29 protein-coding genes and 1 pseudogene are annotated in these 26,025 nt (G+C 36.0%); 13 read left to right on the top strand and 17 right to left on the bottom strand.

Translation table 11 applies throughout. The features are described from left to right. Positions 1–41: 41 nt before the first annotated feature. Positions 42–1,171, bottom strand: a protein-coding gene (locus ACJRPK_RS09575) for an IS3 family transposase (RefSeq protein ID WP_407139690.1) whose coding sequence is annotated in 2 segments (ribosomal slippage) — positions 42–910 and positions 910–1,171 — 1,131 coding nt in all. Because the reading frame shifts where the segments join, the coding sequence is not laid out codon by codon here. A gap of 421 nt (positions 1,172–1,592) precedes the next feature. Between ACJRPK_RS09575 and ACJRPK_RS09570 the strand changes: the two genes are divergently transcribed. Continuing rightward, on the top strand, positions 1,593–1,928 hold the full coding sequence (locus ACJRPK_RS09570) for a transposase (RefSeq protein WP_407139881.1): 336 nt from the start codon (positions 1,593–1,595) through the stop codon (positions 1,926–1,928). Positions 1,929–2,127: 199 nt separating this feature from the next. On the opposite strand, the gene ACJRPK_RS09565 is transcribed toward ACJRPK_RS09570, so the two are convergent. The 4 genes from ACJRPK_RS09565 to ACJRPK_RS09550 all read right to left on the bottom strand — a co-directional run bounded on the left by ACJRPK_RS09565 (position 2,128) and on the right by ACJRPK_RS09550 (position 5,145). After that, positions 2,128–2,574: a hypothetical protein gene (locus tag ACJRPK_RS09565; RefSeq protein ID WP_407139689.1), complete on the bottom strand. Its 447-nt coding sequence runs from the start codon at positions 2,572–2,574 to the stop codon at positions 2,128–2,130. Between the two features lie 64 nt (positions 2,575–2,638). Further along, positions 2,639–3,313 (bottom strand): DUF3800 domain-containing protein, encoded by a 675-nt coding sequence (locus ACJRPK_RS09560; RefSeq protein ID WP_407139688.1) that lies wholly within the window; start codon positions 3,311–3,313, stop codon positions 2,639–2,641. A gap of 206 nt (positions 3,314–3,519) precedes the next feature. Next, positions 3,520–3,987, bottom strand: coding sequence for an RDD family protein (locus ACJRPK_RS09555; protein WP_407139687.1), 468 nt, complete (start codon positions 3,985–3,987; stop codon positions 3,520–3,522). A 678-nt stretch (positions 3,988–4,665) separates the two neighbouring features. Further along, the gene (locus tag ACJRPK_RS09550; protein WP_407139686.1) at positions 4,666–5,145 is read right to left on the bottom strand and encodes a hypothetical protein; all 480 of its coding nucleotides are present in this window, start codon (positions 5,143–5,145) and stop codon (positions 4,666–4,668) included. A gap of 315 nt (positions 5,146–5,460) precedes the next feature. On the opposite strand from ACJRPK_RS09550, the pseudogene ACJRPK_RS09545 reads away from it, so the two are divergent. Continuing rightward, positions 5,461–5,697: pseudogene (locus ACJRPK_RS09545) on the top strand (hypothetical protein); the annotation flags it as partial. Positions 5,698–5,808: 111 nt separating this feature from the next. Here the strand turns inward: ACJRPK_RS09545 and ACJRPK_RS09540 are convergent. The 10 genes from ACJRPK_RS09540 to ACJRPK_RS09495 form a co-directional block, all read right to left on the bottom strand. Next, positions 5,809–6,657, bottom strand: coding sequence for a hypothetical protein (locus ACJRPK_RS09540; RefSeq protein WP_407139685.1), 849 nt, complete (start codon positions 6,655–6,657; stop codon positions 5,809–5,811). Between the two features lie 1,146 nt (positions 6,658–7,803). Then, the gene (locus ACJRPK_RS09535) at positions 7,804–9,243 is read right to left on the bottom strand and encodes a TolC family protein (RefSeq protein WP_407139684.1); all 1,440 of its coding nucleotides are present in this window, start codon (positions 9,241–9,243) and stop codon (positions 7,804–7,806) included. Then, entirely contained in the window at positions 9,244–10,620 is a 1,377-nt protein-coding gene (locus tag ACJRPK_RS09530) for an HlyD family secretion protein (protein ID WP_407139683.1), read from the bottom strand. Beyond that, positions 10,613–12,280, bottom strand: a complete 1,668-nt coding sequence (locus ACJRPK_RS09525) for a peptidase domain-containing ABC transporter (RefSeq protein WP_407139682.1) — start codon at positions 12,278–12,280, stop codon at positions 10,613–10,615. The genes ACJRPK_RS09530 and ACJRPK_RS09525 overlap by 8 nt, the downstream gene beginning before the upstream one ends. A 111-nt stretch (positions 12,281–12,391) precedes the next feature. Further along, positions 12,392–12,727, bottom strand: a complete 336-nt coding sequence (locus tag ACJRPK_RS09520) for a hypothetical protein (protein ID WP_407139681.1) — start codon at positions 12,725–12,727, stop codon at positions 12,392–12,394. Next, positions 12,724–13,392 (bottom strand): TetR/AcrR family transcriptional regulator, encoded by a 669-nt coding sequence (locus ACJRPK_RS09515; protein ID WP_407139680.1) that lies wholly within the window; start codon positions 13,390–13,392, stop codon positions 12,724–12,726. Before ACJRPK_RS09515 ends, ACJRPK_RS09520 begins: the two co-directional genes overlap by 4 nt. A 155-nt stretch (positions 13,393–13,547) precedes the next feature. Beyond that, a complete protein-coding gene (locus tag ACJRPK_RS09510; RefSeq protein WP_407139679.1) occupies positions 13,548–13,961 on the bottom strand; it encodes a rhodanese-like domain-containing protein in 414 nt (137 codons plus the stop codon). A gap of 4 nt (positions 13,962–13,965) precedes the next feature. Then, positions 13,966–14,283 carry a rhodanese-like domain-containing protein gene (locus ACJRPK_RS09505; protein ID WP_407139678.1) on the bottom strand — a complete coding sequence of 106 codons (318 nt, stop codon included), beginning with the start codon at positions 14,281–14,283 and terminating at the stop codon, positions 13,966–13,968. Positions 14,284–14,373: 90 nt separating this feature from the next. After that, entirely contained in the window at positions 14,374–15,000 is a 627-nt protein-coding gene (locus ACJRPK_RS09500; protein WP_407139677.1) for a thioredoxin family protein, read from the bottom strand. Between the two features lie 32 nt (positions 15,001–15,032). Continuing rightward, positions 15,033–15,566: a TlpA disulfide reductase family protein gene (locus ACJRPK_RS09495; protein WP_407139676.1), complete on the bottom strand. Its 534-nt coding sequence runs from the start codon at positions 15,564–15,566 to the stop codon at positions 15,033–15,035. A gap of 203 nt (positions 15,567–15,769) precedes the next feature. Here ACJRPK_RS09495 and ACJRPK_RS09490 point away from each other — a divergent pair, with 203 nt between their 5' ends. The 11 genes from ACJRPK_RS09490 to ACJRPK_RS09440 all read left to right on the top strand — a co-directional run bounded on the left by ACJRPK_RS09490 (position 15,770) and on the right by ACJRPK_RS09440 (position 24,339). Beyond that, complete coding sequence (locus ACJRPK_RS09490; protein WP_407139675.1) at positions 15,770–16,222, top strand: MarR family winged helix-turn-helix transcriptional regulator; 453 nt, start codon at positions 15,770–15,772, stop codon at positions 16,220–16,222. 26 nt (positions 16,223–16,248) lie between these two features. Beyond that, the gene (locus tag ACJRPK_RS09485; RefSeq protein ID WP_407139674.1) at positions 16,249–16,818 is read left to right on the top strand and encodes a YceI family protein; all 570 of its coding nucleotides are present in this window, start codon (positions 16,249–16,251) and stop codon (positions 16,816–16,818) included. A 237-nt stretch (positions 16,819–17,055) separates the two neighbouring features. Further along, a complete protein-coding gene (locus tag ACJRPK_RS09480; RefSeq protein WP_407139673.1) occupies positions 17,056–18,453 on the top strand; it encodes an anthranilate synthase component I family protein in 1,398 nt (465 codons plus the stop codon). Positions 18,454–18,586: 133 nt separating this feature from the next. Further along, complete coding sequence (locus tag ACJRPK_RS09475; protein WP_407139672.1) at positions 18,587–19,156, top strand: anthranilate synthase component II; 570 nt, start codon at positions 18,587–18,589, stop codon at positions 19,154–19,156. A gap of 43 nt (positions 19,157–19,199) precedes the next feature. Next, positions 19,200–20,192 (top strand): anthranilate phosphoribosyltransferase, encoded by a 993-nt coding sequence (trpD, locus tag ACJRPK_RS09470; RefSeq protein WP_407139671.1) that lies wholly within the window; start codon positions 19,200–19,202, stop codon positions 20,190–20,192. A gap of 3 nt (positions 20,193–20,195) precedes the next feature. Further along, a complete protein-coding gene (gene trpC / locus ACJRPK_RS09465) occupies positions 20,196–20,984 on the top strand; it encodes an indole-3-glycerol phosphate synthase TrpC (RefSeq protein WP_407139670.1) in 789 nt (262 codons plus the stop codon). 10 nt (positions 20,985–20,994) lie between these two features. Beyond that, complete coding sequence (locus ACJRPK_RS09460) at positions 20,995–21,681, top strand: phosphoribosylanthranilate isomerase (protein WP_407139669.1); 687 nt, start codon at positions 20,995–20,997, stop codon at positions 21,679–21,681. A gap of 43 nt (positions 21,682–21,724) precedes the next feature. Then, positions 21,725–22,906, top strand: coding sequence for a tryptophan synthase subunit beta (trpB, locus tag ACJRPK_RS09455; RefSeq protein ID WP_407139668.1), 1,182 nt, complete (start codon positions 21,725–21,727; stop codon positions 22,904–22,906). 59 nt (positions 22,907–22,965) lie between these two features. Next, positions 22,966–23,727, top strand: a complete 762-nt coding sequence (trpA, locus tag ACJRPK_RS09450; RefSeq protein WP_407139667.1) for a tryptophan synthase subunit alpha — start codon at positions 22,966–22,968, stop codon at positions 23,725–23,727. A gap of 335 nt (positions 23,728–24,062) precedes the next feature. Then, positions 24,063–24,203: a hypothetical protein gene (locus ACJRPK_RS09445; RefSeq protein WP_407139666.1), complete on the top strand. Its 141-nt coding sequence runs from the start codon at positions 24,063–24,065 to the stop codon at positions 24,201–24,203. Position 24,204: 1 nt separating this feature from the next. Further along, positions 24,205–24,339 (top strand): 30S ribosomal protein THX, encoded by a 135-nt coding sequence (locus ACJRPK_RS09440; RefSeq protein WP_148782735.1) that lies wholly within the window; start codon positions 24,205–24,207, stop codon positions 24,337–24,339. A 7-nt stretch (positions 24,340–24,346) separates the two neighbouring features. Here ACJRPK_RS09440 and ACJRPK_RS09435 read toward each other — a convergent pair whose 3' ends face one another. Together ACJRPK_RS09435 and ACJRPK_RS09430 are read right to left on the bottom strand one after the other, a co-directional pair. Further along, positions 24,347–25,021, bottom strand: a complete 675-nt coding sequence (locus ACJRPK_RS09435) for a uracil-DNA glycosylase family protein (protein ID WP_407139665.1) — start codon at positions 25,019–25,021, stop codon at positions 24,347–24,349. 200 nt (positions 25,022–25,221) lie between these two features. Then, positions 25,222–25,962 carry a hypothetical protein gene (locus tag ACJRPK_RS09430; RefSeq protein WP_407139664.1) on the bottom strand — a complete coding sequence of 247 codons (741 nt, stop codon included), beginning with the start codon at positions 25,960–25,962 and terminating at the stop codon, positions 25,222–25,224. Positions 25,963–26,025: the final 63 nt, after the last annotated feature.

Genomic DNA, 26,025 nt, shown 5'->3' with positions numbered 1-26,025 from the left:
ACCACAACATTGTTATGTCAGCTTCCCCTAATTAGAACTGCTTATTTTTCTAAAATTTCAATAAAGTTATTGTTTTTAATTCTTCTGTGGCTAGCCACAGAAGAATTAATTTCGGCATATTTTACTGGAGAAATTTTACCAAGCGCATCGTGAGGCCTGTGATTATTATAATCCTCCATCCAAATCTGCGTTTGTTCTCTTACTTGATGTATATCCTCAAAAATGTACTTATCTAGTACACCTCTTCGATAGGTACCATTAAAACACTCTATAAACGCATTTTGAGTCGGTTTTCCGGGTTGGATATACTTAAAATCTATAGCGTGCATCTGACTCCAGTCATTGGTGATATTGGCAATGAATTCAGGACCATTATCCATTCGAATTCGTTGTGGTTTACCTTTTTTATTGATAAGGTGATTGAGCACCCATACAATACGATTACTTGTTAAAGAGAAGTCTATTTCTATGTGTAAAACTTCCCTGTTGTAGTCATCTATAATATTAAATGCTCTAAAACGTCTTTTATTCTCTAGGACATCAGTTACAAAATCCATACTCCAAGTATGATTGAGGTCTGAAGGAACTTCTAAGGGCTCTTTTACTCTTGTCGGTAATCGTTTCTTTACTTTTCTGCGTAAAGGTAGCCCTAAGGTTACATATACTCTATGCATGCGTTTGTGGTTCCAAGGTTTTCCTTCTTCACGTAAGCGATCGTAGGCTTTCCAGAACCCTTCATCTGAGTGTTCTGCTGCTTTTTGTTGTAAAGCCTCTTCTATCTCAGAATCATCTCTTGGTAGCGCCTTGTAATAAAAAACACTCTTGCTCATATTCATAACACGGCACGCCCTGCTGATACCGTAATGCGCAAGTTCTTTACAGATAGCTCTCTTACGGCAAGGCTTTAAAGCTTTTTTTCGATGATGTCTTTGGCCATTTGATGATCTAGGGCTAAGGTTGCATACATTTGTTTGAGCTTTCGGTTTTCTTCTTCAAGCTCCTTAAGTCGTTTCAATTCTTTTGAGTTCATCCCCGCGTATTTTGAACGCCACTTATAAAAAGCTGCCGAACTAACCCCATGTTCGCGACTGATTTGGTCAACCGATTTACCGTTGTCAAACTCCTTTAAAATCTTTGCGATTTGCTGTGGTGAAAATTTACTCTTTCTCATACTGTTTAAATTTAAGATTTTTATTCTACTTTTAAACAGTTCGGTTTTAAGGGAAGCTGACAGTTATATAATCACTTTTGGTAAAAATATTTCTCTAATATCATTACTAAAAGGCAACTTCACGTTACCAAGTGGGGTGGGAATCTGGTTTTAATGATGACTAAACTAATAATTTTATTTTGAATAAGCTAATATTAGGCACGAGGGACGAGGCAAAGGTTTATTGAAGGTAGACAAGAAAAAGGATGATAGGTAACAGGATGATAATCTTCAATTCTTGATTTTCTATTGACAACCGATCAACTATGCATCACTTTTACATTTAAAAATTTTTGATTTGCATTTAATATTTAGACGCCACCCTTTCCGACCGCGCGTTGCTTGGCCACCTTTCCCTGTTTAAGGAAAGGAGCATAATTCTATATTACTCACTAAATATAGAGGCAAACGAAAAAGTACAGTAGAACCCGTATTCGGCACGTCAACTCAGTTTATGGGCTTGCGAAAAACTAATACTATAGTTCTAAAACAGGCCAATAAAGTGATGCATATGGCTGCTATCGCATATAATTTGAAGAAGTACTTAAAATTCATCAAGAAAAATCCAATACGTAAAGAGGGAGTACATTCAGCCCATATTTTTCAATTAGAATGCTTTCTAAGACCTGGAATAAAGCGTTTAAAGCAATTTGTATTACAGGAGTTATTAGTATATCGTTTTAGAAAACTAGGTCTTAGACTCAAGGTTTTATGCTAATTTTATTTTCTTTGAGGGTTTGTGCAACGGTTACCTTTGTTGTACACTGGCTTTATATTAATTGTTAATAAAGAATAATAATTGTTAATAAAGTTGTTTGTTATTATACTTATGTCATATATTTGTCTCGAGTTCATCCTACCGTTCGGAGGAAGGAAATCGAGAAACGCAAGCCAAGATGCTCTGCGTTTTTTGCTTTTTATAAGATATTATCTAATTTTCGTTTGTATTTTTTGACAAACTTATTTCTTTTAGCATCTTTTCCTCGTACATAATATGCAGAAAGTAAATAATATTCATTTTTATTACGAAGTGGTTCTAGTACAATTACATATTTTTCAGTAACATCATAAATGTAAGTTCTAAAACCATCAGGTTCTTTTATTGAATAGATTAAAACATCATCCTTTTTTAATTCTTTTATGTGATATTTAACCCAATGTAGTCTTTGAGACCTATGAACATCATATTCTCTTTTTCTTGTTTTTTTATCGACGATAACGGTTGTCAGGTGACGAAATAAAGTATCTAATTTAATTATACCATCCGCAGGAGTTGGAGTAATCTGTTTTGACTTGAATTTGAAATTCTCACTATCATCACTGATATCCCTATCAAAGATACCTCTTAAGGATTTAGTTCTCATTTGGGGAGACATACCCGATATATCTAATAAATCGTTATATTTTTTTAGTTGATTAAAAGGCATATTATTTTAATTCAATAAAAAATAAGTTTAATTTTTTATCAGCATATTGTGAATTGCAATCTAAGCCATTAGGAGCGTGTTGTTTTATTCTTTCTATTATTTGCTTTTTAGCTATTACTTTCTTTTCAGAATTATTTAGATTGTAAGATAAAGCCCCCATTATAAAATCAGCTATTTGCATTAAAATACTTTCGTGAGAACGAATGTTTTGAATATTTCTGAAGACTCCAAACTTTGTATTTAAAATTTCTTTCAATTTGTTGACTTTATATGCACTAAGAGTATCTTTAATGTCAAGATAAACATTGTAATTAAAAGAACTATTTTTATTGTGATTTAATAACTGATAATACATTTTATAATAAAAGTCATCATAATCTTGATTAAAAGCGGAATTGTTAATTTTAGATTTATCTATTATAACTGCTCTAAACATAATATCAGTATCAAAAAAATAGTCAACTAAATCTTTATAAAATAACAGTTGAGAACTAGATACATTAGACCATTTTATTTCGCCGTAATAATTATGTTTTTCTTTTAAGTGTTTTACTCGAGAAGTGTGTCTTTTTACTTGATTATAAGCAGAACTAACACAACCTAAAAGCATAAATTTTTTATGGTCATTTTCCATGTGACAGCTTTCATCACAATATATATTAAAGGTGTTACTCATTATTCTTTATTAAGAATAGCTAATTTAGTTAATATATAAAGAAGTTAAGTTGATGGGGGGGGTTAGCTTGTGTACAAAGGCCTCGTATAACCGTCAGTTACGGGTTAATATGCATTAATTTTCGGTTTGGCCTTTAGCAATTCCGCGTGGATTCGGACGTAGTCGAATCCCCCGTAATTGCGGTTATAAATTGTTACCATACGTTTTTATTCAGTTTTTAATTCAGTCAAATTTTGATTCCGCACGACAATTGTGTTTCCCCAAATGTCACCCAATCTTTGATTTTTATCTGTATTTTTTATTGTTACCAATCCAATCAGTCCAAAAAATAACATATCAATTGGGTCAAGTAAATGTCTTTTGAAAGATTCGCCAAAAGTCAAATTCCGATTAATTCCGCTTTTCGGTATGGCTTTTAATCCAACGAGTGAATTTCCGAGAGTTGCTCCTAGTCCGATTTCAAGTCCGATTGTCATAATTCCCCAAAATATTATTGGGACAAGCGCTGGTAATCCATTCACAGTATATTCTCCTTCAGAATTTGGTTCTCCAAACGCAAATAAATAGATAAAAAAGAAGACATATATTATTAGGTAATCTACAAATCCTGCTAAAATTCGTTTTCCAATATTTGGTTCAGTTTTCAATTTTGTGAATTGGTCAAATTCGTTCATAGTTAGTTAGGTTCAAATGTATGGTAACACTGTTATATATTCACTTTTGGTAACTATATTTCTCTAATATCATTATTAAAAGGCAACTAAAAAAGCTACCAAGTGGGGTGGGAATTTGGTTTTAATGATGACTAAACTAATAATTTTATTTTGAATAAGCTAATGTTAGGCAGAAGGCAGAAGATTATATTAGGAAACAGGAATCATGATGACAGGAAACATGACGCCACCCTTTCCGACCGCGCGTTGCTTGGCCACCTTTCCCTGTTTAGGGAAAGGAAAATCTTCTATATGTCTCACTAAATACAAAGGCAAATGACAAAGTACGATAGAACCCGTATTCGGGATGCCAACTCAGCTTATCAGCTTGCGAAAAATCAATACTATTAGGTCTAAAACAGGCCAATAAAGCGATGCATATGGCTACTATGGCTTACAATTTGAAGAAGTGCTTAAAATTAATTAAGAAAAAACCAATAAGTAGATCGGGAGTGTATTTAGCCTATATTTTTCAATTAAAAATGCTTTCTAAGACCTGAAATAAAGCGTTTAAAGCAATTTGTATTGTAGCAGTTATTAGTATATTGTTTTAGAAAACCAGCGCTTAGACTCAAGATTTTATATCGATTTTATCTTTTTTGAGCACTTGTGCATCGGTTACCGGTGTTTTAGCTTGTTTTATTTCGGTTCAATACCAATTCCTTTTTTGTAAAGCACACAGAAATTTTCATCCGCAATACCATAATACTTTTCGAATCCTTCTAAATTATTTACATATCTTTCAAGGTCAGAATTTGTCAAATTACTTTTAGCTATTAGGTTGTCATATTTCCAAGGAAACTTATTATTTGGATTTGATGTATTCACAAACAATGCATCATAATAACTATCATTATCAAGTAGGACTGCATAGAGTTGAAAATCTTTATTTAATTTCTTTGTTTCTTCTTCCAAGAGCTCAAAGTGTCTAATCAGTTTATCAAGATGTGGCTTTCTTTTTTTGAAACTATTATTTCCTAACCCTTTCCAGTCAAAATGAAGATGCCAGTTGTCTAGCCAAATTTCAGGGTCGCTAAAATCTAGCCAATTCGCTTTGTCTAAATCATTTTCAATTTCGAGACGTTTGTAATATTTTTTTTGACCTCTAAATTTTTTCATTCTAATTGGCTACAACAATTGCATAAAAGACATATATGCTTTATATAGTAAATAAAAAGTAACGCAAGGTTACCAAGTGGGGTGGGAATCTGATTTTAATGATGACTAAACTAATAATTTTATTTTGAATAAGCTAATGCTAGGCACGAGGCAGAAGGCAAAAGATTATATTAGGAAACAGGAATCACGATGACAGGAAACATGACGCCACCCTTTCCGACCGCGCGTTGCTTGGCCACCTTTCCCTGTTTAGGGAAAGGAGAATCTTCTATATGTCTCACTAAATACAAAGGCAAATGACAAACTACGGTAGAACCCGTATTCGGAATGCCAATTCAGTTTATGGGCTTGCGAAAAATCAATACTATAGGAATTAAGCAAGCTAATAAAGTAATGCATCTATCCGCTATCGCATATAATTTGAAGAAGTACTTAAAATTCATAAAGAAAAACCCAATAAGTAGATCGGGAGTGTATTTAGTCCATATTTCTCAATTAAAATGCGTTCTAAGACCTGAAATAAAGCGTTTAGAGCAATTTATATTGAAGTAGTTATTAGTATATCGCTTTAAAAAACCAGCGCTTAGACCCAAGATATTATACCGATCTTATCTTTCTTGAGGGCTTGTGCAACGGTTACCGGTGTTAGCAACTGGTTTTTAATTATTTTTCGCTACCATAAATCTTAGTTTCTCCTGCAAATATCTCGCCGTTGACTTCTCTTAATTCTCCTAAAAGATTAGTATCGGTTGGGTCAGTTGCATAAGAAACGTGAGTTTGTTTTGTGCTTAACTTACTTGCAGGATCTCCCCAATTGAAAATTAAAATATTTTTCTCAAGCCAAAATGAATTTGGTGGTTGAGAATAAATATGCCATTGTAGTTTCACACTGACCTCTATAGGTATTGACTCTAGTCTCATAAATACTAAAGTTACTTTTTCATTTAATTTAACTATTCTAGTCTTACTATTATTCTCAATCTTAAAAGATTCGGTTTTTAAACTATTAAACAAGTTTATCATTTGAGCTTTTAAACGTACTAATTCTTTATTCTGCGATTTTATTAAATTTTGAAGACTTTTTAGAGAATCTTTTACAGTTGAATTCAAACTCATTGTTTGTTCAATATTCTCATTTGATTTTTGAATTTGCAATTCAACACTTTCAGATGTTTCTTTGATTTTTTGGTTAGCACTTTTAGCAAGGATACTGCTTTCCCTAGTGTCATCAATCCGATTTTCTAATTTGAGAAGTTGAGGACTGATTCTTTTTTCAACCTCAGTATCGACTGAATTGTCAATTGTGCTAGATATTAAAGACCAGAAACTTGTAAACCCTAAAAATCCTGCTAAACCTATTGCTATTGTAAATACTAACCCCCATAATTTTAACTTTGAAAACAATCTTTCTTTTATATCAGATTCTACATTCTGAATTGTTTTAATTCGAAGTAGTTCATAGGTCTCTTCTGATGAGAATTTCGGCATTTTTTGGCTTTTCTTTTTTGCCATATTATGTTATTGTTCTAATTGGTTGTTCGTATTGTTTTAACTTGTTGCTAACGTTAGGTGTATGTTTTGATTGGTGATAATCGTTTGCGTAGCGATAGCGCAGACAAACTATTTGCCAAATGAAATCATACATAGTGTTGTGTGCTTTATACTTTTTAATTTAGCTTTTCCCAAAATTAAAAAAATAAAGGAACAGTAGTTCAGCTTCGGCATAAATTATAGCCCCCAACTTTTTCGGAGCTACCCGAACCTATGGAATATACATGGCCATGTATGGTCCGTCGGTGAATGGAATAAAAAACCGTTTTCTATACTGATTAACATCCCGCAAGTCCGTTTCAAATTTGACTTTGTAAAAATTTTTCACGACCTTGATCAAGTACTTTTTTACGTGCTAACGTTTGGATAGTATAAACTCTCCACGATATCATCGAAAAGTACTTGGACAACTCCTTTTATCAAAGGCTTTGTCCGCATAGTTAATCAGAGGAAAACTCCATAACCCTCGCGCAACCCTCCGAAAAAATTGTCCTTGCGAACTTGACTATTGCATACAACAATGTTATATAGTCACCTTTGGTAACTATACTCCTTTATATGTTTACCATAGGTAACTATATTTCTCTTTTACAAACACTACCCAAAGGATACTAAGTGAAGTTGGTAGTGGGTTTTAATGTTACTAAACTACATAATTTATTATAGATAAGCTATTTGACCGCTAAATAGATTTTGAAACCTTCCTGACAAGTGCGGCACGTTTTCCCACCATCGGGAAACGCTCAGGACACGGGCGACACGTTTTCCCACCATCGGGAAACGCTCAGGACACGGGCGGCACGTTTTCCCACTATCGGGAAACGCTCAGGACACGGGCGGCAACTTTCCCACCACCGGGAAACCTTCCTGACAAGTGCGGCAACTTTCCAAGCAGTGGTAGCAAGGGTTTACAAAAATTGACTTTTGACTCGATTCTGTGTTTTTTAAGCAATGTATGCTAAATTATAAGATGAAAGTCTGTATGAAAGAGGCAGGAACCATAATTCTTTATTCCGTGTTCTTTATTTTTTATTCTCTTTTCTATTTTCTCTGTTCTCTGCTCTATTTTCTCTGTTCTCTGTTCTCTGCTCTATCTTTTCAAATCCCCTACTCTATTGTCACACCCAATACATTAAACAAACTTGCATTGGCATGTAGTGACTTTACCTGCAACTTATTTGCCTTCAACAAGATCTCAATTAATTTTTGTTCGCGAGAGTTAATCAAAAACAATGAACTCTCTCCCAACTCAAATTTACGTTCTTCGGCCACTAACAGCGTCCGGTAATTACCAACCATATCCAAAATAAGCGCATTCTGGTCTGTTAAAGATGCGATCTCCACCCGGGTAGCTTCAATCTTATTTTGTAATTCAACCGTTACCGACATTCTCTCAAACGTAGCATCTTGCAGCTTATACTTAGCTAATTGTACCTCGCCTCGCTCCTTTCGTAGAAATAATGGAAAACTAAAATTGACACCGACTTTATAATTAGCAGTATTCAGCGTATTCACCTGCTCGGCTTCCTGAGTAAGAAAATTATATTGTAAATCAAGTTTAGGTAATAATTTATTTCGTTTCAATCTGCGATCTATCGCTAATCCTTCAATTTTGGCAGTTAAACTTCTTAATTTAGGATGATTAAGTTCAAGTTCATTGAGTAGTTCATCATTTTGCAATTGCAACGATGAGGCCAGAATTTGCTCTTTTGGCAGTTCGGGTTCTACATCTTCCTGTATTTCCAACGGCACTTCATTCAGCCATAAAAAATTACTTGCCCTTAATGCTGCTTTTCTTTTTTTGAGTTGCGCAGCTTCCAGATCAAGTTGTCGTGTTTGATAAATAATACGTGCTTCGGTAGCATCAATAGCAGCTACTTCACCTACCTCAACATTACGTTGTACACCCTCATACCGAATTAGGGCATTCTGCAAAAAATTCTCGTAAATATCTTGTTCGTTTGCTGCTTCAGCCCATTCAAAATATGCTTTACTAGCTTCAAAAATTAGTGTGTTTACTAATAGTATGCGATCCGCTTCAGTTTGATCCATAAATACCCGTGCTTTTTTAAGCATGGCCATTCGCTCATTCATCAAAAAACCCTGCGCTAATGAAAATGAAACTCCGGCACTATACAAACCATCTTCAGGCACAGTTAAACTGGGATCCAAAAACTGTCCTGTATTTTCCTCAAACTTGGCATTTAGCTCGATCCCATACCAGGTTGGTATCTTAAATGCTCCGTTTAATTGATCATAATACTCGGTCCCTTTAAACTTTTTACGATCGTAATCTATCTCAATCTTTGGATCAAAACCTCCACGAGCCCGTAGCAAGGTAGCTTCTCCCACGCTGAGCTGTAAATTTGCTTGCTTGATCAACGGATGGTACTGTTTTACATAACCCAAATATTCCTCAAAGGTTAATACCTGTTCCTGAGTGGAAATATTATTCTGTTTATTCTGAACCATTGATTGCTGACTTTGAATAGTCTGTATTCGTCCTAAACAGCAAAATACTATTAGATATAAAAGGTTTGCTTTCATCTATTTTTCAGTTTTATCTGATGTATCGGATTTGGTTTCTTCTTGAGTTTTAGCTGCCGATTCATAATAATTAGGAGGAAAACCGTTAAGCTGACGCCAGATTTCATACCAAATAGGAACATCTTCCAAAAGTGCAATGGTATAGGCTCCGGAGCCCACACGAATATTTTTTGGCCAGCTTGTATCTTCTTTATTAGGCGCAATTAGGATTCTGAATTTACCATTTTTACTAATAAAATTTTCAATAGCAACTACCTTACCGCCAAAGGTTCCGAAGGAGGCATTGGGCCAGCCATTAAAAAAGATTGCCGGCCAGCCGTCAAATTGAATCCGTACATCTTCTCCCAAATGAATTAACGGTAAATCTAAAGGTTCGACATAGGTTTCAACTGCCAAATCATAGTTAGCTGGCATAATACCCACCAATTTTTCACCTTCTTTGAACGTTTCTCCGATTCCGCCGAATATTGCTTTGGTTATATATCCATTTTGTGGGGCAGTGATATAATAGAGATCATTACGTATTTGATAATTGGCTGATTGATTTTCCAGCTTGGTTACTTCTCCTTCTGCCTCAAACTGATTGGACTCTGCGGTAAACTGGTCACTACGTGCTTTTGAAATTTTATCGGTGTATTCTGCCAGCGTCCTGCTAATTTCTAATTGCGCATTGATAATTTCGTTTTGGCTTGACAATAGTTTATTTTCTTGCGAAATTAATTTTGCCTGCGTCTCTTGCAATTTTAGTCGTTTTTCCTCTACATCGGTTACTGCCTTTAATCCTTCGTTTTGCAGTGTCACAGTTCTGTTGAACTGACGCTCTGCAATATCCAGATTTGTTTTTGCTGCCTGAAAATCGATACTATCACTCTTAACCTTAAGCCGAGCTTGTACCAGATTATTTTTGGCTTGTTTTAATTTGAGTGCCTGTTCTGCTTGTAATGCTTGAATCTGGTTACCCAGTGCTTTTATTTTATCCTGATAGGACTGTACCGATCGACTCTTGGCATCTTTTTGTTGGTTGGTACGTTCCACCAATCGTGGATCCTGATACTCATTTTTAATTTCTGAAATATGTAAAATTGTATCTCCCTTCTTTACATAATCCCCTTCTTTGATATACCATTCTTCAATACGTCCGGGAATCGGGGATTGAATCGTTTGCGGACGTTGATCGGGCGTCAAGGTGGTCACATATCCATTACCGGTTACATTTTGAGTCCATGGCAAAAACAATATGATTACTCCTAAGATCGCAAAACCTAAAAGGAAGCGATTAAAAAGTTTAAAGTGCGCCGTTTTGAACGCTTTCGCGAAAGCGGTATACCCTTCTAACGTTACCGTTTTATTAAGTTGGTTATTTGATATATTAAGCATTGCGCGTATGATTTAAAGTTCCTTCATTAAGTTCTAAAGTTGACGATGCCTTGCGAAGCCAAAGTGGGTTACGAGAAGCCACAACAATTGCCCAGGGTTGCTCCGGTCTCGTCAGATATTCAATAATCGCAGCGGATTCATTGGGTTCAAAATGCTCCAGCGGATCTTTTAACAATAAAAGTTTAGGTTCGTGAATGATAGCTCTGGCCAAAATAATTCGCTTTGAGATGGTGTAGGGCATCTGCTGTCCTTGTGGATACAACATGGTCTGCAGTCCATTAGCTTGTTGCTTCACAAAGGATAATAAGCCTAGATTTTTAAGCACATCATGCACCCGCTCTCTAGTTATCTGTGGGTCGTCAAAGGTGATGTTTTCCAATAATGTTCCTTCAAATGGTTGTTGCTCGGGCAAAACTTGCCCAATGTGACTGCGATATTTGTTAGGCCAGATCCCTTTGATAGAAGCATCGTTGACATACAACGTTCCGGAAGTTGGGTAGATAATACCTGAAAGCAATTTAAGCAACGTGGTTTTTCCTGAACCGGAGGGACCCCCCAACACAATTCTATCTGATTGAGAAATTGTTAGGTTTATATTTTTTAGAATTGAAAAGTCATCATTTGTAGTATAGGCTACATTTTCTAATTCAATTTTGAGATTCTGCTGATTCTCGAAAGGATCGACCCCGTCTTGAGGTTCCAGTTCTTTATCTACTACTTGTCCGATTTTTTCTAGCGAAGTCAATACATCATAAAAGGTCTCTAGTCCTTTAATCAGTTTTTCTACTGAAGTAATGACTAGAAGAATAATAATCTCGGCTGCCACAAATTGTCCGATATTCATTTGCTGATTAAGTACTAACAAACCTCCTACTACAAGTAAACCCGCAGTCACTAAAATCTTAAATCCTACCATCTGAATAAACTGAAGTAGCAAAATTTTAAAGTGACTTTCTCTTGCATCCAGATATTCGGTAGTGAGTTTATCATTGCGGTTCATGGCAAGCGACGTATTGCCCGAAAGTTTAAAACTTATCAAAGAGCGCGTCGTCTCTTGTATCCAGTGTGCAACTTTATATTTATTTTTTGATTCCTTAAGGCTTGTTTCCAATCCCTTGTGTGCTGTGAATTTGAAAACGATATAAATTAATACGATCAATAGCAATCCATAGATTATAAAAAACGGATGGTAAAAAGAAAGCAGTAAGATTCCAAAAACAATCTGCAGCACCGCAGCCGGAAAGTCAATTAGGAGTTTGGATAATCCTTTTTGCACAGTTAAGGTATCAAAAAAACGATTGGCCAACTCCGGAGGATAATAGTTACGGAGTTCGCTGGTTTTGATCTTGGGAAAACGATAGATAAACTCAAAAGAAGAACGTGTAAAAATTTTCTGTTGAATATTCTCTAAAATTCGAATCTGCATAATCTGCAATCCTCCCTGAAAAGCTACTCCCAGCGTTACCAATACTACTAAAACGATCCAAGAGGAAGATACCTGTGCCCCTTGAATAAGATTGATAATTGCCTGAATACCTAATGGTAATGACAGAGACACCAGTCCCGCAAAAACCGCATAATATAAGATTTGTCTGATATCACGTCTGTCTAACTGCAACAAGCCAATAAATCGTTGCCAAGGCGACATAGTCTTTTTCATTTATTCTGGATTTGTAACGACACACTAGTTATTGTTACTATGTATCGATATAATTAAAAGTAAATTAAAGAAACAGGTAAAATTGGTTGTGAATCACAACACTAAGAAGTATTAAGATATGACTACATCGGGTGGCGGAATGGGAATATCCAGAATGATTTCTGAAAAACCACGGGTGGTATAGTAACCAAAATTAGTCGGGGACTTGATCTCATCCCATAAGAAAGAAACTAGCAAAGGTTGATCTAGCTTATAATGATCTACCGCGGTTTGCAGGTTATGATCTTCCTCATTATTTTCTTCACTCCCTAAAATCAAAACTGTAGGAGAAGTATCATCCAAAAAAAACATAACTTGCAATACCGGCTGTATAAAAACTAACGACAGCGTCATAATAACTGCCATTAACCTAAGTGATGCATGTGTTTCGCTTAAACCCTTTTTCATTGAATAGTTTTTTGAACAAGTTCAGTATAAAAACGAACAATGTAGTTTTCACCTTCCTTTATATCGGTAAGGGTTGGCAAATGCTTAGAAAAATATCGCTGATGATGGGCTCCCTCGATAACTGTGGAGACCAACATATGAGGAAATTCAAACGCAGGATTCACATTCAGTACCAATTCACTAACACGCTGTACTACGCGCTTATAGGTTTTGTAATATCCTTTTTCATTTTCCGCATCAATATCTTTGGTATAATATGCTTTGGTAGACTCTGAGATAATAATCTGATATAATAAAATCTCATTAATATAAGAGAACGAATGGTCCTCGGTAACATCTTGTGTTAAGAGAATTATAGCTTCCTGTAAACGCACTTTGGGATCGGTAACATTAGTTGTGGCAAATACCAATTTGTATTCGATCCAACTCCAATACCAACTAATTAGGTATACTAACAAAGCATGTTTACTACTAAAATAGCGATAGACAGAACTTTCATTTGAACCTATGGCTCCCCCGAGTTTTTTAAAAGTAAAACTCTCGAAACCTAAATCAGTGATCATTTCGATACCTTTTGATATAATCTTTCGTCCCAGTACTGAAGATTCAGGGTCTTTGGTATAAAGCTCAGGGCTAATGGTGATATGAAGTGATAATCTTTCCATTGTTTACCTTACAAAGGTAATAGTATTACTATTGAGTAATAAAAGTTTAACTTTTATTTAGTACCTAGCCTTCTGAGTACATGGAAAAAATTAGAAAGAAAAAAAATCCTATCAGCTATGCCGATAGGATGTATAAGATTGGGTATGGTTATTATTTAGTCAACCGCTACGTCACGACCATCAAATTTCCACTGTGAAATTCCGCCATCCAAATCATAAATCTTAGTAAATCCAGCCTCTTTCATGATTTGAGAACATTTCAAACTTCGTCCCCCGCGTTCGCAGTAAACGATCACCGGTTTAGACTTATCTAACGTTGCTATAGAATCCATAAAGTTTTTATTCCTAAAATCTATATTTTCTGCAGCACTGATATAGCCGGTTTCAAACTCTTCTGGTGTACGAACATCAATTACTAGAATCTTTTGATCTTCCATCAATTTCACCATCTCTTCTGATGTAATTCGTTCGATAACCGCCTCGGTCGTTACCGGTTTCTTAGTCGCAGTAGTACAATTAGAAAATACTAAAAGCATTAACAGCACTACAATTCTGGGTAGGTAGTGCATATACTTATGATTGTTCAATTGGACCCTCATAATTCATAATGCCACCTTCCAAATTATAAGTGGTCTCAAAACCCATTTGATTCATAAGTGTACAAGCTTGCGAACTACGTGCTCCTGAGCGGCAATACACATAATAATTTTTTGATTTATCAAGCGCTTCCACCGCATCCAGAAACCCTTGTCCCTGTCTTATATCAATATGCTGCATGTTAGGCAAGTGCCCTTCTTCTACTTCTTCTTCGGTACGGACGTCCAAAACAATTGCATTATCATCTTTAGCTAACTGCTCATCCCACTCATTTTGACTTAAATCTACTGCCATTGGTTTATCTTTTTATAAAATTTCATACAAAGATAAGAAGTCTTGACAATATCTTCTGCTTTCCACTTTTTTTAGTTAACGAGTTGCACTTTAAGATTTAATACTACACCCTATCGCACGCGTAGTCTCTACAGGAACTGCTTTGCCTGATAGTAATGCTCCAACAGCGTCCTCCACATACTTTTGATCTGCTTTTAGTGCATTTTTATAGTTGTTATCAATCGCCCCTATATACTTAACTTTTAAAGCGTTGTTCTCTTTTTTGAGTAAATACACATGCGGCGTCTTGGTAGCTCCGTATATCGGATAAATAGTTTGATCCTCATCAAAAAGATACGGAAAAGTAAATTGCTTGGAAGCTGCACGTTCCTTCATTTTTTCAAAACTATCTTCGGGATACGCCTTTGGATTATTTGGATTAATAGCAATTACCGGATACCCCTGTGATTTATACTTTTGATCCAATGCAATGATTCGATCCTCATAAGCAACCGAATATGGGCAGTGATTACAGGTAAAAATAATAATAAAGCCTTTTGCCTCGGGATAATCGGATAAAGAGACAAAAGAGTCATCTATATTTCTCAATTTAAAGTCAGTAGCAGCATCTCCTATCGCGTAGCCGCTATCAGAATTTGAGTTCCCCACTTGATTGATCGCAAAAGAGCTTATCAGCACCATAAAGGCAACAGCTACTATAATTTTTATACTTTTCATATTGAGAAATTCTTAAGGTTATTTATTACTTTTTAAGGAATAAAGTTTTTTAGTTCTTTTTCCAATTCATTATAAGAGAATGATTGTTCATAAAAAGAACATTCATTTCCTTTATATATGTAGGTTGCAGGAATTGCCCCTGTCCAATCTTCATCTACCTTTGGTATCCATGAATTGGCATCCGGATCATCCAAAACAACTACTTGACTCTGTATATTTTGACGCTCCAGATACGGAATTAGTTTAGATTCTATTTGTGAAGGCACATCTAAACTTACCAAAATCACTTCAACGTTCTTATCTGCATAGGCGCTATTAACCAATTCAAAATAAGGCATCTCTTCAATACAAGGCTTACACCAGGTTGCCCAAAAATTCACCACCCGTATTTTATCATCTTTTTTACCCAAAAGCACTTTAAAGTTTTCAAAATCATATACCGGAATAGCATAACCCTTAGCCTCAACGATCGCAATGGGATCCATAATTTCGGCCGGCTTCTGTTTACAAGAAAACAAAAAACCGATCAAAACCAGATAGCTCAAAGCAAAGGATATTTTTTTCATAGCAATGCAAATTAGCATCTCCTTATTGCAACAAAAAGTTAATTAACAGCAATTAATACGCATGTTAGCAGAGTTTAAGATTATTTTAGTAACACCGTACCTTCCTGTGATATCGGAAAAATTAACATAAGTTTAATGGATGAACCACTCCTACATTCCGTAATGTTACCTTATATTTGTATAAACAATTGTTGTATATACAAATGAATATAGAAACCCTCATTAAAACCAAAGCGAAACTCCCCTTGCACAAAAAGGTGTTGATTAATTTGATTTATACGGAGCGTATCTTAAAAGAGCAGATTAATGCCGAGTTAAAATCATTTGATATCTCAGTGCAACAATTTAATGTACTTAGAATTTTAAAAGGTCAAAAAGGAACACCTGCCAATCTATCAACTATTCAGACAAGAATGGTAAGCAAGATGAGTAATACAACACGATTGGTAGACAAGCTTATTAACAAGGGTTTGGTAGAGCGTCGTGTATGCCCTTCCAATCGCAGAAAGATTGAAATCACCATTACTCAGGAAGGTCTCAACTTTTTAAGCGAAGTGGATCCGGTAATAGAACATCTGGAAAAAAAACTGACAGCTCCTTTCACAAAAAGTGAGTTAGAACAATTCAACACACTTTTAGACAAACTTAGATCATAAACAATCACTAATTTAATTTAATACTTATGAAAACAATAGTAACTTCAATAATTCTTGTAACTGCAACATTATTTACAACAACTGCAGACGCACAACGTAAGGACATCGACACTTCAGAGAGCACTATCGAATGGACCGGTAAAAAAATCACAGGTTCTCACAACGGGACATTAAATTTTTCTAATGGATTCTTAGAGTTTAAAGGTGATGCGCTGGTAGGTGGAGAGTTTACAGTAGATATGACGTCTCTTGTAGTAACAGACCTTGAGGCAGGTGAAGGAAAGGAAAAGTTAGAAGGACATTTATCTTCTGATGATTTCTTCGGAATCAAAAATCATAATACAGCAATGCTTACAATTAAGTCAGCAACTATGTCTGATGATGATACATACGAGGTTGTAGGAGACTTAACAATCAAAGGAAAAACGCTACCTATCACCTTTGATATGTATGTAGATGAAGATATTGCTACTACTACCCTGGATGTAGATCGTACTAAATATGATATTAAATACGGATCAGGTAGTTTCTTTGATAACTTAGGAGACAAAGCAATTTCTGATGACTTTACATTGGATGTAACATTAAAAATGTAATTTTTTTTGCATCTCACTATATTTATTTTATATCTTTGAGCAAATTAAAAGTAGAAATGAATTTAATCTTAACAAATACTTGGTGGTGGTCATATCAAAACGAAATCTCGTGAGATAGCTCCTATCATTATGTTAAGTAAACATATCCAAGGCTTGTCATCACGACAAGCCTTTTTTTATGCTTAAAATTCAACCAGTGAACAAATCAAATAATTGCCAAAAAGATCAGACATTATTATGAGTTATACTTTAACCACACAATTCAAACAAATTCTGGCGGACACGATTACTCCGGTAAGTGTCTATCTCAAGATACGAGATCGCTACCCAAACAGTCTTCTGCTAGAAAGTAGTGACTACCGTGGTAACGAAAATAGCTTTTCATACGTATGTTGTAATCCGATCGCAAGCATTAAGATCGAGAATGAAATCATAACGCAGACTTTCCCCGATGGTACCTCGTCTACTTCAAAAGTGGATGAACACACTGATGTCCCTGGAGTCATCGAAACTTTCGGAAAGCAGTTCCACACAGAAAAAAATGATTTCAAGTTCATCAATAACGGCCTCTTTGGATATATCTCTTATGATGCCGTTCGCTATTTTGAGGATGTAGAAATTAGTAAGAAAAAAGGGGATCTAAACATTCCTGATGTCTACTATGCAGTGTATCAAAATATCATAGCCATTAATCATTTTAATAATGAAGCCTATATTTTCGCACACTGTTACCAAACCGAGAATAATATTGCGCAAATAGAATCTCTGCTACAAGTTAAAAATTTTGCTTCTTATACCTTTGAGACGATTGGTGAGACCACTTCTAATCTTAATGATGACGAATACAAAGCTCAGGTAACTTTAGCTAAAAAGCATTGTCTGCGCGGTGATGTCTTTCAACTCGTACTATCCAAACGCTTTTCGCAAAAATTTAAGGGCGATGAGTTTAATGTTTACCGCGCCTTACGTAGTATTAACCCATCTCCCTACCTATTTTATTTTGATTACGGAAATTTCAAAATTTTTGGGAGTTCTCCAGAAGCGCAGTTGGTAGTCAAAGACAAAGTAGCTGAGATTCACCCGATCGCCGGAACCTTTAAACGAACCGGTAATGACGAACAAGATGCCGAACTGGCAAAAAAACTAGCAGCGGATGAAAAAGAAAATGCAGAACATGTTATGCTCGTGGATCTGGCACGTAATGATTTAAGTCGCAACGGCTCACACGTTATGGTAGAGAACTATCGCGAAGTTCAATTCTTCTCTCACGTGATTCACTTAGTAAGCAAGGTGACCGGTAACATACACGCCGATACCTCAACCATGCGTGTGGTAGCAGATACGTTTCCTGCCGGAACTTTAAGTGGAGCTCCCAAACACAAAGCCATGCAACTCATAGAAAAATATGAAACTGTCAATCGTGATTTTTATGGGGGTGCCATAGGCTTCATGGATTTTTCAGGCAACTTTAACCATGCCATTATGATCCGTACATTTTTGAGTAAAAATCACGAATTACATTGGCAGGCAGGCGCCGGTTTGGTAAATGAATCTAACGAAGAAAGTGAGTTGCAAGAAGTATACAATAAACTTGGTGCACTTACCAAAGCATTAGAATTAGCAAAAGGAATATAGGGGTGTTACCCTTCGGGTCGGGCTATTCGCGCTACATACCTGCCTGACGGCAAGGCAGGGTAGCCGGCTGCTATCCCTAACACAAACAATATAAGAAACCATTCGATTCACACTCGAAAATAGCATACAAGCAATGAAAAAAATATTAGTTATTGACAATTACGACTCCTTCGTTTACAATCTGGTTCATTATCTGGAGGATTTAGATTGTGCAGTCACCGTACGACGTAATGATCAAATTCATCTGGATGAGATCGAAGCTTTTGATAAAATTTTACTTTCTCCCGGACCCGGTATTCCCGAGGAGGCAGGATTGCTCAAAGAGATCATACAGCGTTATGCACCTACCAAAAGTATTTTTGGCGTATGCCTTGGTCAACAAGCCATAGGAGAAGTTTTTGGCGGTAGCCTGACAAACCTTAATGAAGTTTACCACGGTGTAGCTACCCAAGTAAAAGTCACTGTACCGGACGAGATTTTGTTTACGGGTCTCAATGAAGAATTTGCCGTTGGCCGCTATCACTCCTGGGTAGTTTCTGATAAAAATTTACCTAATTGTCTCAAGGTTACTGCCTATGATGAGAACGGACAGATAATGGCGCTACGACATGACTCGTATGACGTTTGTGGTGTACAATTTCATCCGGAATCGGTGCTCACTCCCGATGGTAAAAAAATATTGGAAAACTGGGTGAATTTATAAGATCCTATTCCATAAAGAAAACGAACACGCTCAAAATTGTAAAATGAAAGATTTACTAAATAGATTAATTAATCACGAAACCATCTCAAAGGATGAGGCCAAGCAGGTATTGGTAAACATCTCCAATGGTGCATATAATCAAAGTCAAATTGCTTCTTTTCTTACCGTATACATGATGCGAAGCATTACTGTACATGAACTTGAAGGGTTTAGAGATGCCTTGCTGGAACTCTGCGTCGCTATAGATCTTAGCGACTATAATGCCATCGATTTATGCGGTACGGGAGGTGATGGCAAAGACACCTTTAATATCTCAACGCTCTCATCGTTTATTACTGCCGGAGCAGGCATACATGTCACAAAACATGGAAACTACGGAGTATCCTCTACGTGTGGAAGTTCAAATGTCATGGAACATTTAGGCATAAAGTTTAGTAACGATAAAGATTTCTTGACACGCAGTATCGCAGAGACAGGAATATGTGTATTGCATGCACCTCTTTTTCATCCTGCAATGAAGAATGTCGCTCCGATACGCCGAGAACTCGCGGTAAAGACGTTTTTTAATATGTTAGGCCCGATGGTGAACCCTGCATTTCCAAAAAATCAAATTGTTGGCGTTTTCAATTTAGAATTGGCACGTATGTATGGATATCTCTATCAAAATACAGATAAAAACTATACCATCGTGCATGCTCTTGACGGGTATGACGAGATTTCCCTTACCGGTGATACCAAAATAATCTCGAATCACTCTGAAGGTATGTTGCGTCCACAGGACTTCGGCATTACCGCTTTATCTCAGGAGGAGATTTCGGGCGGAAACTCTATTCAAGATGCAGCCACAATTTTTATGAATGTACTTTCCGGTAAAGGAACACAAGCTCAAAATAATGTAGTGTGCGCCAACGCAGGTATGGCAATCGCTACTGTAGAAAATTTAACGCCATTGCAAGGTTTTGAAAAAGCAAAAGAATCCTTACTTTCAGGCAAGGGATTAGAAGTATTAAAGAAGGTTCAACAGTTAAGCGCATAAATAATGAATATTTTAGATAGAATAGTTGCAGATAAGTACAAAGAGGTTGCGCTAAAAAAACAACTCATTCCCGTAAAACAGCTGGAACAATCCGTATTATTTGAGCGAGACACTAAATCGCTTGCAGATGCCTTAAGAACGAGTGATATTGGTATCATAGCTGAGCATAAACGAAGATCTCCTTCAAAATCAGTCATCAACAACAACACCTCTGTCGATAATGTAACCAAAGGGTATGAGAATGCAGGAATTAACGGAATTTCTGTGTTAACTGACGGAAAATATTTTGGAGGTTCCTTAGATGATTTATTATTGGCTAGAGCAGCTGTACAACTTCCTTTATTACGTAAAGAGTTTATCATTGATGCTTACCAAATACTAGAAGCCCGAGCCTACGGGGCTGATGCGATTTTATTGATCGCTGCCGTGTTGAGTAAAGATCAAATCAAGGAATTGTCAACCTTTGCCAAACAATTAGGATTGGATGTACTTTTAGAAGTTCATAACCAAGAGGAATTAGAAAAATCTCTTATGCCTTCGCTGGATATGCTGGGGGTCAATAATCGCAATCTGAAAACTTTTGAGGTTAGTACCGACATTAGTAAAGAACTAAGCAGTCGTATCCCAAATGACTTTGTAAAAGTATCAGAAAGCGGAATTAGTACAGTGTCAGCGATCAAAGATTTAAAACAGTATGGGTATCAAGGATTTCTAATCGGAGAAAACTTTATGAAAACAGAAGATCCCGGTGCAAGCGCGATGCAATTTGTAAAACAATTGAGTAGTCAATAGATAAACTAGTATGAAAAACTCAGTACAACTTAAAGTATGTGGTATGAAGGTGCCAGAAAATATCGAGGATGTGGCTGCATTGCAACCTGGATATCTGGGCTTTATCTTCTATACGAACTCTCCACGAAATTTTGAAGCAAGCATCCCCAAATTATCGGAGGAGATTAAGGGTGTAGGCGTATTTGTAGATGCCGAAATTTCTTTTATTCTGGAAACGGTAAAAACACACAAATTAAAAGCCGTACAGTTGCATGGTAACGAATCTGTAGCGTTTTGCACAAAATTGAGAAATGAATTAAATGTACAAGAGGCTAACGACAGTTCAAAAACGTCTCAAAACCAAATAGCACTGTGGAAGGTCTTTTCGGTAAAAGATCAGTTTGATTTTAGCCAACTCAATCCGTATGAAGGAATTGTTGACTGTTTTTTGTTTGATACCAAAGGAAAAAATAAAGGTGGTAATGGCGTAACTTTTGATTGGACTTTGTTATCAAAATATGAGTCAGATACTCCATTCATTCTTAGCGGTGGTATCGGACTTGATGAGGTTGATAGTTTACGTGAGTTTATGAAGCAACCGCAAGCGGCTAGGCTTCACGCGATAGATGTAAATAGTAAGTTTGAAAGCAAGCCGGGATTTAAAAACACCGATCAATTAAAAACATTTATAACTGACTTGTATCATCAAGATCAGTGAATTAGTATAAATTTTCATACATAGAAATTAATTAAAAAAAGCTATGAGTTATCAAGTTAATGAAAAAGGATATTATGGAGATTTTGGTGGAGCGTACATCCCTGAAATGCTCTATCCCAATGTTGAGGAATTGCGAACGCAATACGTAAAGATCATGAATGAACCTTCCTTTCAACAGGAGTTCAATCAACTATTAAAAGATTATGTAGGACGCCCTACGCCTTTATATTTTGCGGAACGTTTTTCTAAAAAATATAACACCAAAATCTATCTGAAACGTGAAGATCTGTGTCATACCGGTGCGCATAAAGTAAATAATACTATCGGGCAGATCTTATTGGCGAAACGACTGGGTAAACAACGCATTATTGCCGAGACAGGTGCCGGTCAACATGGCGTAGCTACAGCCACGGTTTGCGCTCTGATGGGGATGGACTGTATTGTGTATATGGGTGCCATAGATATCGAGCGACAAGCACCCAATGTTGCACGTATGAAAATGCTTGGCGCGACAGTAATTCCCGCCACTTCGGGAAGTAAAACTTTAAAAGACGCTACGAACGAAGCAATTCGGGATTGGATTAACAATCCTGTCGACACACACTATATAATTGGCTCTGTGGTAGGTCCTCATCCGTATCCTGATATGGTGGCACGTTTTCAATCAGTTATTTCAAAAGAGGTAAAATGGCAGTTACAAGAAAAAGAAGGAAAACAAAACCCTGATTATGTAGTTGCTTGTGTGGGTGGCGGTAGTAACGCTGCCGGTATTTACTATCAATATCTGGATCAGGAAGACGTTGGTATTATAGCGGTAGAGGCCGCCGGAAAAGGAATTTATACGGGAGAAAGTGCTGCAACATCGGCTTTGGGAAAAGAAGGGATTATCCATGGTAGTAAAACCTTATTGATGCAAACAGAAGACGGTCAGATTACCGAACCCTATTCTATTTCTGCCGGTTTGGATTATCCGGGTGTTGGACCGATGCATGCTAACTTATTCAGGACCGGAAGAGGCGAATTTATCTCTATAACCGATGACGAAGCTATGGCTGCCGGCCTAGAACTCTCAAAACTGGAAGGAATTATTCCGGCGATTGAAACTTCGCATGCGCTCGCCATCTTTAAAGAACGTAAATTTAATCCGGATGATGTGATTGTCATCAATTTATCAGGACGTGGAGACAAAGATTTAAATACGTATATCGATTATTTTAAGTTGTAAAATACTTACTAAAAACATCGCATTTCTGGATTGTAGAGAAATGTCTTAATAAAAAGTACATGAATAGAATACATAAAAAATTAGCCGAAGATAAAAAACTGTTATCTATCTATTTTACCGCTGGATATCCAGCACTGACAGATACGGTCAAAGTACTGGAATCTCTTGAAGAAAGCGGCGTTGACATGGTCGAGATCGGTTTACCTTTTAGCGATCCCTTAGCCGATGGCCCCACAATTCAAGAAAGCTCTACACAAGCGTTACGTAACGGAATGACTACCGCAGTGCTTTTTGATCAAATCAAAGATATTAGAAAAACGGTTAGCATTCCCCTATTGATTATGGGCTACTTTAATCCAATGCTGCAATATGGCGTAGATGCATTTTGCGCAAAATGTCAGCAGATTGGAATCGATGGATTAATCATCCCGGATCTTCCGGTACAGGAATATACTGAGCACTATAAAGAGATTTTTGAACAGTATGGTCTTTCTAATGTTTTTTTAATCACACCACAAACTTCTGAGGATCGTATTAACGAAATTGACAGTATTTCTAACGGTTTTATTTATATGGTAAGTTCTGCAAGTACTACGGGCGCCAAAAACAGTATTGGTGAAGAACAACAACGTTATTTTGACCGTATCGCCGGACTTGGTTTAAAAACACCTCAAATTGTAGGTTTTGGTATTAGTAATAAGGAAACTTTTGAAAAAGCCACCAAAACTACAAAAGGTGCTATTATCGGCTCTGCCTTCGTAAAACATTTGACAGCACATGGAGTGGATCAGATCGATAGTTTTATAAAAGCGATACGCTAATTAAGATATTTTCATTGTATTAACACTCTGCTGTTAAACTATGTTATCTATTCGATACCAGTGAAGTTAGTGCTATATTTTTATATTTCACTTGCGTGAATTATTTTGTATCACGCCAAAAAAATGTAGCATGAAAAAGTTTTTTAGAATACTCACAGTAGTCCAATTAGTGTATCAAGGGTATCGATACATAAAAGAGAAAAAAGAAGAACGAGCTGTCACGAAGACGCAATGATTTTTGAGACAACTCTTAATTAACCTGAGTTTATGAGGGCTTTATCATTTTTTAAGACCTTAATCAGTTATCTTTAGGTAACTCTAAAAATAATGATAGTATGGGAAGTATTGAAGATAAAAAGCTAAAAAGAAAAGATCAGGACAAACCGCTAGGTTCATTGGGTCCTAAGGATAAACCTAAAGACATATCGACCACCAAAAAAGGTTCGCTTAAAGAGAAAAAAGAAGAAAAATCATAGTATGGGAAAAGGAGATCGTAAAACAAAAAGAGGGAAAATTTTTTTGGGATCGTATGGAAGATTACGACCTCCACGTAGAAAATTTAAAATAAAACCTACCTCCCTGCCGCATGACCCTGATAAGGAACTCATGTAATTTTAATTTAAAAGAATTTTTTATATTGCAACACCCTGAAATCAATGGTATTGAATTCAGGGTTTTTATTTTTTAAGTGTTTGTACAACTCCATACTCCCTATAGCTCTGTTTGCAGCTCCGGAAGGTGCAGTTAAAGAAATAGTTTTTATCGTACGTGTTGCGGTTGCTTCTTCATCATCGGGTAGTTGAAACTGGTGTATTCTTGGAATTTCGTTAGTTAGGAGTTCCAGTTTTAAGTTACATTCTTTTAAATGCTTTCTAAAAAAATATTCAGGGCCATTTTTACTATTTCCCCCAGTGAATAGTAAGGTGTCAATACGCTTGTATTTTTTTAAAAATCCAATAAGATCACGTAACTCTATATTTTCCATACCCAGATCTGAAGCATCAATCTTAGTCCGCTGACAGGAGGCGACAATATCGCAAATTCCAATTCCTCTGGATTTCAAAAAGGCTTTGCGTTGCTCGATAGCTGACTCGGTAGTTTCATAGTCCAGCTTAAGCTCAAAAATTCTATCCAACACCGGCCAAAGTAGACCGCTGATACTACCATAACAAAAATCCACATCGCCTTCTTTAAATTGCCCTACCGTAAATCTTGGCGGCGGCAAGGTCCCAACAATCAGCTTGGTGGCTCCCTCAGGAAAGTATGGTTCATACGGATGTGAATGATGAAACATGCAATAGTTTAGTTTAGGATAATTTTAGTTTATAAAATTAAATGAATTGTAACAACGCGAGTACGTTTTAACCAATTAATTAATTCGCGCTTGTTTTTATTTCTTTAAACTTGAAAAAACTTAGTACCATGGCAAAAAAACTAGTCCTTTGATTCAGAATGAAACTGATAAAACATAATTCTTATTACTAGTATTTGTTGTTATTTTAAAATTGAGTTTAGAATATTGAAATCCTGTTTGTTATTATCGTAAAAAACTGTAATTTCATTGTTTTTATTTATAATAGACTCCTTCAAACTTACAGGTAGATTGTGATTTACTGAGTTAACCAGAAAAATAAAATTCAAACCTCTCATTGAGAAAATATATCCTTTTATATTATAAGGGAATTTAATTTTTTTTGGTTGTGCAATTACCTGTTGTAAAGGATGTTTTGTTTGTGAAAAAGATGTCGCCAGTATTGGGTATTCTAACTCATCAGGAATGATACTTTTATAAAGTATTTCTTTGATACGGTTTTCGTGGTTCTGTCCTAGATTAACTTCCTTAAAAAATGGTCTCTTTGTAATGCTTGCTCTCCATAATATTGACAATAGAAATAATTTTATTTTATTGTAACTAATATCATTGAGAATAGAGAAGTTCTTACCATTTTCTGCTTTGTAAATTGGGTAAGAATCAAGATTTAATTTCTCACTAAAAATTATGGATTTAGCATATTTTTCATATTTACCACCTAGTATTCTATTATCACAATCTTCGCAAAGTATTGTTTTGTCAAACTCTCCAGTTTGTAATTTGGTTAGCCTAATTTCATCAGAAATATCCTTCATAGAATGAAAGATATTATTATCATCTTTCATTCCATTATACATAAAATCAGGTATAATATGTGCTTTTATGAGTTTTTTATCTTCTAAACACAATCGACATATTCCCATTTTGTAATTGTCTAGATCAAATTATATATAATTATTGGTGCCGAGAGTATTAATATCCCAATT

It is taken from the genome of Aquimarina sp. 2-A2 (assembly GCF_045505135.1).
Lineage (GTDB): Bacteria > Bacteroidota > Bacteroidia > Flavobacteriales > Flavobacteriaceae > Aquimarina > Aquimarina intermedia.
This window is presented reverse-complemented; position numbering and strand designations above follow the sequence as displayed.